Below are 13,286 nucleotides of genomic sequence, written 5' to 3'. Positions count from 1 at the left end.
CGAACTGTTTGCAGCTTGGACCCCGGGCGCTGGCTTGCGCCCGGGATGAGGGCTCATTGCGCGGCCTGCTGCACACGCTGCGGCTGGATGTTGTGGTTGACCCGGAAGAGGTTCGTGGGGTCGTAGCGCGCCTTGATCTCCTGCAGCCGGTTGAGGTTGCCGCCATAGGCCTCGGCAAGGCGATCCGCGTCATCCGCTGGCAGGAAGTTCACGTAGACACTGGGCGCCGCGTCCGCTGCCGTTGCGTTGAACAGATCGCGCGCCCATGCGATGCAGGCCTTGTCCTTCGACGCGTCGTCCCAGCGGGTGTGAACGTTCATGGTGAAGTGGCTGTCGCGCTGCGGATAGGCGGTCGCGTCGGAGGGGACGCGGGCCATCGCGCCGCCGACATGGGCGATGAAGATCTCGCATTGCGGATCGGGAAGCTCCTCGACCGCGCCGAGGATCGCCTCCATCGTGCCGGGGCCGAGCTTCAGGAAGTCCCGGCTCTTCCAGTAATTGCGCGCGCCGGGCGTCAGCAGCGGATCGAAGGCCGCCTGCCAGCCGGTGAAGGGATGCGGGCCGATCACATCGACAATAGGCGTGCCGAGGGCGCGCAGCTCGCGCATCGCCTCTTCGCCCTTGGCCATGTCGCCAACGTAACAGGCCGCGAAGATCAGCACCTCTCGCCCATGCCAGTCTTCCGGCAGGAAGGGCAGGGGCGGCGCCTTGCGCAGGACCGACCAGACCGTCAGCTCGTCCGGCGCCTTGTCGCATATCTCCTGGAACTTCGGCAGCAGAGTGGCCGCCTCCGCGAAGGGATGGATGACGAGGCCGGACAGAACCTCGGTGCCGATAGCGTGGCCCTGGAATTCGAAGGAGGACACCACCCCGAAATTGCCGCCCCCGCCGCACAGCGCCCAGAAAAGGTCCGGATGCTCCGTCTTCGACGCCTTGACGCAGCGCCCATCGGCCAGCACCACGTCGGCCGACAAGAGGTTGTCGACCGTCATCCCGTATTTCCGGGTGATCCAGCCGAAGCCGCCGCCAAGTGTCAGCCCCGCGATCCCGGTTGTCGAGTTCACGCCGACAGGCACGGCAAGCCCATGCACCTGCGACTCGCGATCGACATCGCCCAGTGTCGCGCCCGGTTCGGCCCGGACGGTCCCGGCCTCAGGATCGACGTGAACCGAGCGCATGCCCGACAGGTCCAGCATCAGCGAGCCGTCCTCGACCGCGAGACCGGCAATCTGGTGGCCGCCGGACCGAACGGCCATCCGAAGCCCTTTATCCTTGGCAAAGGCGACCGCAGCCTGAATGTCGCTGGCTCCCATCGCATGCACGACAAGCCCCGGTTTGCGGTCGATCATCCCGTTCCAGATCGACCGCGCGGTGTCATAGCCCTCATCTCCCTCGATCAGGGCCTTGCCGCGCAGAGCGGCTCCAAGGGCCTCCCGGTCCGCGCCGGTGATCTTCTTGCGCGTGCCGTCCAGCCCGTTCATTTCAATGATATCCGACATGTCTTTCTCCCTGTGAGATCATGGCGCACAGCGACGCGATCCACCCCTCGCGCGTCTGCCGCGTTCGATTGTTTGCGGTTCTGAAAGGATGAGCGCGCCGCGGGTCTCAAACCAGTGGCGAAACTGGACCGGTCTGCACGGGCACAGGGTGTGGGCACGGAGTTGGATACAAGAAGCGCAATTTGCGCTATGCTGGAAAAAGCCATGGAGGAGATCTCCGATGTCCAACGCCAGCTATTTCCAGTTTTGCCCGGTCGCGATGGCCGCCGAAATCCTCTGCACCCGATGGACGATGGTCCTCGTGCGCGAACTCGTGGCCGGATCGACCCGCTTCAACGATATCAGGCGAGGTGTCCCGCGCATGTCGCGCACACTGCTTGCGCAGCGCCTGCGGGAGCTGGAGGCGGCCGGGATCGTCGAGAGACACCCGGTCGCGGGCACTCAAGCCGTCGACTACCTTCTCACCGATGCGGGAAAGGACCTGCTGCCGCTCGTCGAGGCTTTCGGGATCTGGGGGCAGAAATGGGTGGAGTCCGAGCCGTCTCTGGAGCGGCTCGATGTGTCGCTACTGATGTGGGACATGCGCCGCAATCTCGATCCTTCACCGCTTCCTCCGGGCCGGACGGTCCTGAATTTCCACTTCCCCGAGCTCGCGGCGTCAAAATCCTCGTGGTGGCTGATCGTGGAGGCGAGCGGCGATGTCGATCTGTGTCAGGTCGATCCGGGGTTCGATGTGGACCTCTTCGTCACGACGGATCTGCGCACGATGACAGAGATCTGGATGGGCCTCACGACCGTGTCGAAGGCCGCCCGCAAGCTCGACCTTATCGGGTCCCGAGACGTGGTGGCCTCGATGCAGAAATGGCTGGGCCTCAGCCCCTTCGCTGCCGAGAAAAAGCTGGCCTCCTGAGCCGCGTCGCCGTTCCGGTCAGCGCGTCGTCGAAGGCTGTGGCAGACCGTGCCAGCATCGGTCACAGGTCGCGCGTTCCGAAGGGCTACACGCCCATCAGCACCCGCGCAGCGTTGAAGAGCACTTTCGGGTCGAGGTCCGTACGTGCGACCGGCGGGGGAGGTGTGATCCGTCCCATCAGGCTCGCCACCGCGGCCCGGGCCGAGCGGACGGAATATTCCACCGTGAAGACGCAATCGCGAGGGAGTTCGCAAAACTGCCCGATGATCGCGAAGTTGCTGGCGCCGCTGGGCCGGGTGTCGGGGCGATCTCCGGGCTGACGCGGCATGAACTGGCTGGTGATGAAGGGCATCCGGCAGGGGATCACGCGGGCGGTCTTGAACCAGGCCTGCTGTTCGGGCGTCAGGCCCATATGGCCGAAAAGCTCCGTCAGGATCTCGTCGCCGGTCGCCTCCCACATCGGTTTCGTGGTGAAATCGCCGGGACGATCTCCGCGCAGGCCGTATCCCCAGAAGACATAGGTGCCGTGTTTCTGGCCGCGGAAATGGGGTTGGTGGAAGAGCACGATCGAGAGCGTCCAGCCCGAGTCCGCGAAGGTCACCAGCCCGCCCGTGCCCGTGCGGTTGCCGGTGAAATCCTCCATGAACTCGAAGAAATCGGGGCTGTCGAGCGTGACCGTGAAGGAATGCCACGCGGTTTTGTCGGTCTCGCCGCAGAACACCTCCGGGCGGCCGAAGCCCTCATGTTCCGCCGCCAGCTTTCGCCACAGCGTCCAGGCACCGCCCTCGCGGTCATCGCAGCTGGGCGCGCGGTCGTTCGATCCGGTCACCGAGGCATCGGTCATCGAGCCGAGCGTGAGATAGACCTTGTCGGTCTCGGCGACCGGCACTTCCTGGCCACTGGCGAAAACCAGCGCGCTGACGCGGCGGTCCTGCCGCGTGCCCTCGATCCGCATGTCGACGATCTGCGTGACGGTGACGATTTGCACGCCTCGGTCGCGCAGCCAGCTCACGATTGGCGCGATCAGGGAGTCATACTGGTTGTAGCGGGTCCGCAGGATGCCGGCGATCCGGGTGAAACCGGGAAAGAGATGAATGAAGCGTCGCAGGTAGCGCCGCATCTCGACCACGGAATGCCATGGTTGGAAGGAGAACATCGTCGACCACATCAGCCAGAAGTTGCTGGCGAGAAACGTGGGCTGGAACCAGTCCTCGATCGTCTCGGCCCCGAGAGATCCTTCGCGATGCAGGATCAGGCGGTTGATATCGACGATGTCCTGCGCCGTGAGGGTAAGGTCGAAACGGTCCTCGGCGGGTTTGCCGCCGCGCACGATGCGGCAATTGGCCGAGCCGGGCACCATGCGGTTGAAGGCGAAGATGTCCTGTGCTGCCGAGGTGGCGGGATCGTCCGCCGAGGGGATCGAGCCGAGCAGATCGAACGTGCAGGCGAAATGCTCCTCGAACATCCGGCCACCGCGGACGAGATACCCGTCCTCGCCATCGCCCGATCCGTCCAGCGAACCGCCCGCGGTGCCGAGTTGTTCGTAGACATTGATCGCCGCGCCATCCACGCCCGCGTCGCGTAGCAGAAATACCGCCGTGGCAAGGCCCGCGATGCCGCCGCCAACGATGTGATGTCGTTCCGTTGTCGCTTCCATCGCCGAGCCTCGCTCTCTGCAGTCCAGACTTTCCTCGCCGCCGCCGAAATCCTTGGCGACACGGCGAATTCTAGCATTTTATGAGAAACGGACGAAGAAGATTGCTCTCCGAGTTTACGCCTGCTCCGCCCGCTTGCATGGTGATCAGGGAAGTCACGTCATGCGGCGGACTGCCCAGACCGTCTGAGCATGGGACCGGCCATTCGCGCCGGGTGCAGCTAATATCCATGCTCCCCCTTTGGCGAGAGGGAAAATCTCGGCCCATTGCGGACCTTCGCGCTCGGCGAAGCCGATGACCGGTCCCAACGCATTTCTGCCGATCGCAGCTGAAACGAGACCGTCAAGGGGCAGCCAAAGCGCTGCGCCTGACCATGGAGGCGTGCAACTACAATACGTTCTAAGTTCAAGCCGAACAGCCACGACGAATGGTTGACACGCGCCATTGTTACACGCTCTTCTTTCCGTAAACGAACAAGAGGGAATTGGAAATTGCATTCCAAGCATGAACTGGCTGATGGATTGCGGCAACTCAAGGAGATCTCTGAGGAGTTTCCTGAAAGCAGCAAGCATTGGAATGAGGCTCAAAATAGGTTCCAATTAATTGATCGGTTGCTCTTGGAGTGTCTCGGCTGGGATCACATTTATCTGGAAGTTGAAAGCACGGACGAATCTGGCGGCAGGGCCGACTATATTCTCGGAAAGCCCCCACGTGCCGTATTGGAGGCGAAGCGTGAAGCAAAAATATGGAACATACCTCCCGGCGGAAGCCCGAACCGGCCTCGCGACATTAAGTCACTGACCGAATCTTGCCAAAATTTTGCAGATATAGTGCGCCAAGTCATACCATACTGTTCCTTCCGTGGGATCCCAGTGGCTGTGGTATCTAACGGTCGACAACTTGCGGTATTTCAGGCGATAACTGTTGGGGAGCCCCCTACCCATGGACTGTGCTTCTTGTTCAACGGACTAAAGGATCTTGTTGGAAGTTTCCCGCTGCTTTGGGAACTCCTTTCCCCTGAAGGAATCTCAGAAAACCGAGCATTTCAAAGACTTTCACAGCTAAGAAGTCCCAGAATGCCTGCAAAGGCTTCGAGTGCTATACCTGAACCATTCAAGCACCGGTATAGAGATGATATGCAGGAAAGCCTACAGCTTATCGGCTCCCTTTTGCTTGAGGAGATCGAAGACAACCCCCGGACAAAAGAGGACTTCTACTCCGAGTGTTACGTCTCTCTAGAAGCGAATAATCGTCATCTCCTGCTAAGCAAAAACATTATTGAAAGAAGATATAAAAGATCAGGAGAAGAAGCTTCATCTCCTGCCCCACTTACGGCTCCATCGGTTAGTGATTTACTGGAGAGTGCGGCCCCTCGGATCGGCTCCCGTCCAATCGTAGTCTTAGGTGACGTTGGCGTGGGAAAATCTTCATTCTTTGAAAATCTGGAGATTAACACCGCGAAAACATCATCATCTAGCATCTACATCAAGATAGATCTAGGGAGGAAAGCCAACCTAACGGAAAGTGTCAAGTCATTTGTCCTGAGTGAAATTCCCCGGGTGCTTGCCGACAATTACGGATGCGACATTTTTGAGAGAGGCTTCGTAAGAAACGTATATCAAAGGCAACTGTCTGAATTTGACCGTCGGACAGCCGGGGCTTTGAAGGAGATTGACCCCAAGGCTTACGAGATAGAAAAGATAAAGTTCACTCAGGACTTAGTCGAAGCTAGAGACTCTCATCTTCATGCTAGCCTCTCCTTCCTCTCCGGAGGCCAAGGAAAGCAAATCACTCTCGTTATAGACAATGCAGACCAGCGCAGCTATCCTGTTCAACAGGAAGCATTTCTTATAGCTCAGGAGTTGGCCGCAACGAGGAACCTCATTGTATTCGTAGCTTTGAGGCCAAGCACTTTCTTGACCTCAAAAACGACGGGCGCCCTATCTGCCTATCAGAATAAAATACTTTCAATTTCGCCTCCCCCCATCGATGAGGTTGTCGTCAAGCGTCTAACTTTCGCCTTAAGGGTTGCTGAAGGGAAGGCAGCTCCGGCAGCGCTCGAAGGAATTAGGCTCAACTTAAAGAACGTCGCGACATTTCTTAAAGCCACGCTTCGATCCGTGAAGTCTAACGATGATATCCGTCAGTTCTTAAGTAACATCAGCGGCGGCAACACTCGAGCAGTTATTGAGATGATCACCGGATTCTGCGGAAGCTCAAACGTTGACTGCAGGAAGATAATCCAGATCGAAGAGAAGTTTGGGAACTATAAAGTTCCACTTCACGAGTTCACAAAACACGCTCTTCTTGGAGAATATTCGTATTACAATCCGAGATCATCCCAGCTGGCGACGAATATCTTTGACATACACACGGCAGATTCTCGAGAGCACTTCTTGATGCCCTTAATCGTCTCCTTCCTATCGTCAAATCAGGGCGTGAGGGACAACGATGGATTTTTCTTCGGAGAGGATATCAGAGCCGAGCTTTCCAGGAACGGCTTCGCTGATGAGCAGATTGCAGAGGTCTTGCGTCGCGCTGCTGAGGGCCGCATCATTGAGACGCCACACTCTCATTTTCGCGAGATTCCGGTAAGCGAAGGTGTCTCTCCATTTTCCTTCAGCTATAGGTCAACATCGGTAGGATTGTATCATATCAGACATTGGTGCGGAAGCTTCCCATATTTGGATGCGATGTCTACCGACACTCCAATCCTCGAAGCAGAAGCCAGAAGATTAGTCTTTGATCTCGCATCGTCATTCTACATCAATGATCGTTTCCGAAAAGCCAATGCCTTCAAACATTACCTTTTGGAAACTTGGAATACATCTGCGTTTCCAGTCAATTACTATGATTTTCGGGGCGTTCTGGAGGCTAATAACAAAGATTTCCTCGCGATAGAACGTCTGCAAGGAAAACCAAAAGCAGGATGGCGGTAGGCATTAGCATTCAGTAATGAGCGCAGTTTCGCTCGACTGGGACGGATGTTAAAACGCGAAACACTTGGGTATCCCGTGTGCAAGTTATGAATACCATCGCAGATTATAATCCCGGTTAAATGGCAATTTTATCTATGTTTTTGCATTATGCTTCCCTACCGAGTCCGCAGCAACGCATCTGAAACGTGTGCGCATTTCTGTCGTTCGTCAAAGACGCAGCGAAGGTCGGCTTCCCGCCCATGCCCGTCCTCTGGCTGCACGATAGCAGAAGCATAGGCGGTTAGCGCTTCCTGTCTTGTGCCTTTGCGACGCTGTCGCGCACGACCAGTTCCCCCGTCATCAGAACCTTGACGGGGGATTGGTCACGGTCGTCCGCCGCTATGAGGTCGTCGAGCAGGCGGATCGCCATTGCGCCGATGCGCGCTTTCGGCACGTCGACCGAGGTCAGGGGCGGGTCGAACACGCTCGAGGTAGGCAGGTTGTCGAAGCCCACGACCGAAACATCCTCCGGCACTCTGTGGCCCAATTCGCGCAAGGCCCGGACGAAGCCGAAGGCGATTATGTCGTTCGCGCAGAAATAGGCATCCGCGACGGGCTGGCCGCGCAATTGAGCCAGGGTCTCTTTATAGGCCCCTTCCAGCGTCGACATCACCGAAAGTTCCTGCGCATCCTCGCCCTGCAATCCGAGTGCCGCGGCCGCGGTCTGGAAAGCCCTTTGACGCAGTCGGAAGTTCATCACCTCGCTGTAGCTCCCGACATAGCCGATCTTGCGGAAGCCTCGCGCGATCAGATGTGAGAGCGCGTCGTGGACGAGTTGATCGTTGTCCATGTCGACGAAATTCGCCTTCAGGAACGGGTGATATGTGTCGATGAGCACGGTGGGGAGCGGCGCGTATTCAATGATCGTCTCGATATCCTCGCGCGACAGTTCGGTGCCGAGCACGACGATCCCGCGCGGCTCCGTCCCCTCCAGGTCGGACAGCATCTGCTGAAGAGATTCCTGCTCGTAGCTTACGACCTGCAAGGCGTAGTCGCGCCGTAGCGCCTCGAAGGACATGCCGTCGATATAATCCGAGATGAAGTGGTTGTGGTCGCGGTTCACCGTCTGGCCGTGCCGCGCGATTTTCAGGAAGCGGATCGTGTTGGTGGCTTCCTGCCGTGGCCGATTCGAACGCGGCGTGTAATTCAGCGCTTCCACTGCTTGCAGGACGCGAGCGCGGGTGGCCTCTGAGATATCGCCCTTATCGTTCAGAACCAACGACACGGTGGCAGCGGAGACCCCCGCATGCCCGGCAACTTCGCGTAAAGTGACCGGTTTCTTCGGCTGAACTTCCATGGTCTCGCTCATCCCACCTTCATTTCATCGCGATTTGTCTGTGCCGCACATGGGCGGAACGCACGGTCCTTTTAATCTCACGCGCCGAGAGGGGCTAGTGAACAAACGGGGTTGACTTTAGTAAACATAATAGTAGCAATTTAGTAAATAAGATAATTATTCAGTAAACGACACGGGGGAGGAGATGTCGAAACTGGACGGGAATCTGTTTGTGTTGTCCGTGCTCATCGTGCTGCTTCTCGCAGTCGGCGGCGCGGCATCCGGCGGCAATTACCTTTCGATCTACAATTTGCAGTCGATGGCGAACCAAGTGCCCGAGATCGGGTTGCTCGCCATCGGCGTGATGCTCGCGATGTGCTCGGGCAATGGCGGGATCGACCTGTCGGGGATCGCGCTGGCGAACCTTTCGGGGGTGGCCTCGGGGCTTGTGGCTCTTTCGATTTTCCCGGTGGACGAGGCCCCGGTGCTGTTCACCATCACTTTCGCTGGGGGCTGCCTGCTGATCGGCATGCTGGGGGGCGCGCTGAACGGATTTCTGATCTCGCGCTTCGAGATCACGCCGATCTTGTGCACCTTGGGCACCCAGATGGCCTTTACCGGTGCGGCGGTCGTGTTCTCGGAAGGGCGCTCGGTCATGATCGGGTCGCCGCCCGCGCTCTATGATCTGGGCAACGGCCTGATTTTCGGAGTGCCAGCGAGCTTCCTGATCTTCCTCGGCGCGGCTTTGATCTTGGGGGGCGTCCTGCGGTTTACGCCCTACGGGATGAAGCTGATGCTCACCGGGGCAAACCCGAAAGCGGCGCTCTTCAGCGGCTTCAACCGTGACCGCATCCTGATCACCACCTACGCACTGTCAGGGCTGATGGCCGGGCTTGCCGGGGTGATCATCGCGGCACGCAATATCAACGTGAAATGGGACTACGGCACCTCGTATCTTCTGATCGCGATCCTTGTCGCGGTGATGGCGGGGGTGCGTCCTGATGGCGGGTATGGCCGCGTCGTCAACGTGGTGCTTTCGGCGATCACTCTGCAGCTCCTGTCGAGTCTGCTGAACTTCGTCGGGTTCTCGAATTTCGTGCGGGATTTTGCTTGGGGCGCGCTGCTGCTGTGCTTCCTCGCGGTGAACCGCTTCGAGCTGGTCGACCAGTTCATCACACGCTTTTCGCTGGGGCGCGCGGCGCGCGCTCCGAAAAACTGAGCCGAAGAATGTAATCCAGGGAGGAGATCATCATGGCATTCAAAGGACTTAAAATCGGCCTGTTGGCCGCGACCACGGCGGCAATGCTTGCCGGTGCGCAAGGGGTCGCGGCACAAGAGGGCAAGTCGATCACCACGGTCGTCAAGATCAGCGGTATTCCGTGGTTCGACCGGATGAAGACCGGCGTCGAGAAATACGCGCAGGAACATTCCGACATGAAGATCGAGCAAGTCGGCCCTGCCACGGCGGATTCCGCGCAGCAGTTGCAGATCGTTCAGGATCTCGTGGCACGCGGCGTCGATGCACTGGCCGTCGTGCCGATGGATCCGGCGATCCTCGAAGGCGTGCTCAAGCGCGCGATGGATCGCGGCATCGTCGTCGTGACCCATGAGGCCGATAACCAGAAGAACACCATGGCCGATGTCGAAGCCTTCGATAACGCTGAATATGGTGCGGCCCTGAACGAGCGTCTGGCCAAGTGCATGGACGGCAAGGGCAAGTGGACGACCTTCGTCGGCTCGTTGGGCAGCCGCACCCATATGCAATGGGTCGGCGCGGGCGAGGAGAACGCGAAGAAATACCCGGATATGGAACTCGTCGATCCGAATAACGAAAGCTTCGACGACGCCCAGGGCACCTATGAGAAAGCCAAGGAAATCCTGCGCAAGCATCCGGATATCAAGGGCTTCCAGACCTCGGCGGGCAATGACGTTCTCGGCGTCGGTCGCGCGATCGAAGAAGCGGGTCTGGCCGGTAAGGTCTGCCTCGTGGGCACCGGTCTGCCGAACCCTTCGGCGGCCTATCTCGACAGCGGCGCAATCACCGCGATCGGGTTCTGGGATCCCCAGAAGGCCGGCATGGCGATGAACTCGCTGGCCACCAAGATTCTCGCGGGTGAGGAGATCACCGACGGCATGGATCTGGGAGTCGACGGCTACCACAGTGTCAGCGTGCGCCCCGGCGCAGGTGACGGCGTGCTGGTCGTGGGCAACGGCATGGTTCTCGTCGACAAGGACACCTACAAAGAGACCCTTTTCTAAGGCGTGAAAAAAACTGGTCGGTCGGGGGCAGCCCCGGCCGACTGTCAGACCGCCCGTGCCCAGGCTGGAGGAGCTTTGGCGCATGGGATGGAAGCGACCGGTGTTCAGGGGGGAGCAATCAGATGTCAGACGGACATTTTCTGGAGCTGCGCGGCATTCATAAACGCTTTGGCGGTGTTCACGCGCTGCGTGGCGTCGATGTGACGATCGATACCGGCGTCGCCTATCACCTGCTGGGCGAGAATGGCTGCGGCAAGAGCACCTTCATCAAGATTATTTCAGGTGCCCACGCGCCCAGCGAAGGCGAGATCATACTGGACGGGCAGGCGCATAACGAGTTGTCGCCGATCCAGTCGCTCGAAGCGGGGATCGAGACGGTCTATCAGGACCTCTCCCTGCTGCCGAACCTCTCCGTCGTGGAAAACGTCGCTCTTGGCGACCAGCTGGTAAGCGGCAACGGGCGCTTGATGCGTCTGTTGAACCGCCGCCGGCTGCGCGAAACCGCCCGCGAGGCGATCCGCAATGTCGGGCTGGAGCCGACGGCGAAACTCCTCGGCACGATGGTCGGAGACCTGCCGCTTGCGATCCGTCAGCGCGTCGCCATCGCGCGCGCTATCGCCGCCGATGCGCGGCTGGTGATCATGGACGAGCCGACCACATCGCTCACCCGGCACGAGGTCGACGCGCTGATCGAACTGGTCGGCAAGTTGCTCGAACGCGACGTGGCGGTGCTGTTCGTCACCCACAAGCTGGAGGAGTGCTACCGCATCGGCGGGCAGGCGATCATCTTCCGCGACGGCGAATGTATCTCGCAGGGCCCGATCGCGGACTATTCGCGGGCCGAGCTGTCGCATCTGATGACCGGGCGCGAGCTGGACACGATGCGCTATCGCAAGGGCATCCCGCAGGCCGAGGAAGTGCTTCGCGTCGAGGGCGCGAGCTCCGGTGCGGCCTTTGAAGATGTCGCCTTTTCGCTGAAAGCGGGCGACGTGCTGGGGATCACGGGGCTCTCGGATTCCGGGCGCAACGAGGTCGCCCTCGCGCTGGCTGGCCACCAGCCGTTGAGTTCCGGTCATTTCGAGATTTCGGGCGCGCGGGTGCATCTCGACTCTCCCGCTGACGCGATTGCGCGCGGTATCGGCTATGTCCCCGAGGACCGCCTCTCCGAGGGTCTGTTCCTGCAGAAATCGATCTACCAGAACGAGGTGACGCTGATCCTCGACCGGCTGCGCGGTCGCGGCGGCATCGTCGACAAGCGCAAAGGCCGCGAGGCGGCGAGCAAGATTTCCGAGGCGATGAACCTCAATACCGGCAATATCGATCTGCCGGTGTCGGCTTTGTCTGGCGGCAACCAACAACGTGTGCTGATCGGCCGGTGGCTCAGCATCGAGCCGAAACTGCTGGTGCTGCACGGCCCGACGGTCGGCGTCGATGTCGGCTCCAAGGACACGATCTACCGCGCGATCCAGGCGATGGCGGAGCGCGGGATCGGGCTGATCATCGTCTCCGACGATCTGCCGGAACTGCTGCAGAACTGCGACCGGATCCTCGTGATGAACCGCGGTCGCCTCGTCGACGAACTCGACGCCGCGACCACCGACGAGAACCGTATTTATCAATCGATGCTCGGCTCGGCGAACGAGGCTGCCTGATGACCATGGTGCAAGAGATGAATGACCGATCAACGCCCAAACGTCCCGAGGACAAACTGACGATTTGGGAGACCCTGCGACGCCGACCCGAGATGGTGACGCTGACCATCCTCGTCGTGATCTGCGTGGCGGTGTCGATCATCAACCCCAACTTCCTGCAGCCGGGCTCGCTCATCGACATGGGCCGCGCGAGCGTGGTGACCGGCCTCTTCGCGCTCGGCGTCTTTGCCATTCTAGCGGCAGGGGGGATCGACGTCTCCTTCACCGCGATCGCGGCGCTGACGATGTATTCGCTGACGAAATTCGTGATCACCGTGGCGCCCGATCTGCCGATGGCCGCGATCATCGGAATTGCCGTCGTGGCCGGGGCGCTTCTGGGGGCGGTGAACGGCCTTCTGGTCCACGGTCTGCGCGTGCCCTCGCTGATCGTGACGATCGGGACGCAATATCTGTTCCGCGGGATCCTGCTGGCTTTCGTCGGCACGGTGTGGCTGATGGAGCTTCCGCCGCAGATGACCGCCTTCGGCAAGGCCGCGCTCTATCAGTTTCAGGGCGCGAATGGCGTGACGGTCGATCTGCCCGCCTATTTCCTGATCTTCCCCGTGGTCGTCGGGCTGGCGTGGTTCCTGTTCGACCGCACGCTGATGGGCCGGGCGATCTTCGCCACTGGCGGCAACCCGGAGGTCGCGGCGCGGCTCGGCTATGGCCAGCGCGTGGTGCATGTCTTCGTCTTCGCCTTCGCGGGCGCGCTCGCGGGGCTTGCAGGCATCATCCATGTCAGCGCGACCCGCATGGCCAACCCGTTCGATCTGGTCGGCACCGAGATCGAAGTGATCGCCGCCGTCGTTCTGGGCGGGGCGCGGATCACCGGCGGCACGGGTTCGGTGCTGGGCACCGTGGCCGGTGTTCTCCTGATCACCGTCGTCAGCAACACCCTGGTTCTGGTGGGAATCCCCAGCACCTGGCAGCGCCTCGTCGTGGGCGCGTTCATCCTTCTCGCAGCGGCCTTCTTCGTGCGCCGCAAGCAAAAACCCAAGCAACGCAAAGCAGAGTGATC

At 60.0% G+C, this 13,286-nt stretch carries 9 protein-coding genes; 6 read left to right on the top strand and 3 right to left on the bottom strand.

The genetic code is table 11. The features are described from left to right. Window positions 1-53: 53 nt before the first annotated feature. Window positions 54-1,499 carry an FAD-binding oxidoreductase gene (locus BMI85_RS00225; protein WP_078599092.1) on the bottom strand — a complete coding sequence of 482 codons (1,446 nt, stop codon included), beginning with the start codon at window positions 1,497-1,499 and terminating at the stop codon, window positions 54-56. A gap of 220 nt (window positions 1,500-1,719) precedes the next feature. Here BMI85_RS00225 and BMI85_RS00220 point away from each other — a divergent pair, with 220 nt between their 5' ends. Continuing rightward, a complete protein-coding gene (locus tag BMI85_RS00220) occupies window positions 1,720-2,409 on the top strand; it encodes a helix-turn-helix domain-containing protein (protein WP_078519146.1) in 690 nt (229 codons plus the stop codon). Between the two features lie 85 nt (window positions 2,410-2,494). Here the strand turns inward: BMI85_RS00220 and BMI85_RS00215 are convergent, their stop codons facing one another. Next, on the bottom strand, window positions 2,495-4,066 hold the full coding sequence (locus BMI85_RS00215; protein ID WP_078599091.1) for an oleate hydratase: 1,572 nt from the start codon (window positions 4,064-4,066) through the stop codon (window positions 2,495-2,497). A gap of 519 nt (window positions 4,067-4,585) precedes the next feature. On the opposite strand from BMI85_RS00215, the gene BMI85_RS00210 reads away from it, so the two are divergent. Continuing rightward, entirely contained in the window at window positions 4,586-7,003 is a 2,418-nt protein-coding gene (locus BMI85_RS00210) for a hypothetical protein (protein WP_210402288.1), read from the top strand. Between the two features lie 280 nt (window positions 7,004-7,283). Here BMI85_RS00210 and BMI85_RS00205 read toward each other — a convergent pair whose 3' ends face one another. Next, window positions 7,284-8,351, bottom strand: a complete 1,068-nt coding sequence (locus tag BMI85_RS00205) for a LacI family DNA-binding transcriptional regulator (protein ID WP_210402287.1) — start codon at window positions 8,349-8,351, stop codon at window positions 7,284-7,286. A 172-nt stretch (window positions 8,352-8,523) separates the two neighbouring features. On the opposite strand from BMI85_RS00205, the gene BMI85_RS00200 reads away from it, so the two are divergent. From BMI85_RS00200 to BMI85_RS00185, 4 genes are all read left to right on the top strand, one after another. Next, window positions 8,524-9,537 (top strand): ABC transporter permease, encoded by a 1,014-nt coding sequence (locus BMI85_RS00200; RefSeq protein WP_078539249.1) that lies wholly within the window; start codon window positions 8,524-8,526, stop codon window positions 9,535-9,537. Window positions 9,538-9,569: 32 nt separating this feature from the next. After that, complete coding sequence (locus tag BMI85_RS00195) at window positions 9,570-10,577, top strand: substrate-binding domain-containing protein (protein ID WP_078539248.1); 1,008 nt, start codon at window positions 9,570-9,572, stop codon at window positions 10,575-10,577. Between the two features lie 122 nt (window positions 10,578-10,699). After that, window positions 10,700-12,229, top strand: a complete 1,530-nt coding sequence (locus BMI85_RS00190) for a sugar ABC transporter ATP-binding protein (protein WP_078599089.1) — start codon at window positions 10,700-10,702, stop codon at window positions 12,227-12,229. Beyond that, on the top strand, window positions 12,229-13,284 hold the full coding sequence (locus BMI85_RS00185; RefSeq protein ID WP_168174712.1) for an ABC transporter permease: 1,056 nt from the start codon (window positions 12,229-12,231) through the stop codon (window positions 13,282-13,284). The genes BMI85_RS00190 and BMI85_RS00185 overlap by 1 nt, the downstream gene beginning before the upstream one ends. The last annotated feature ends 2 nt before the right edge of the window (window positions 13,285-13,286 follow it).

This window comes from Thioclava sp. DLFJ4-1, assembly GCF_002020145.1.
GTDB classification, from domain to species: Bacteria; Pseudomonadota; Alphaproteobacteria; order Rhodobacterales; family Rhodobacteraceae; genus Thioclava; species Thioclava sediminum.
This window is presented reverse-complemented; position numbering and strand designations above follow the sequence as displayed.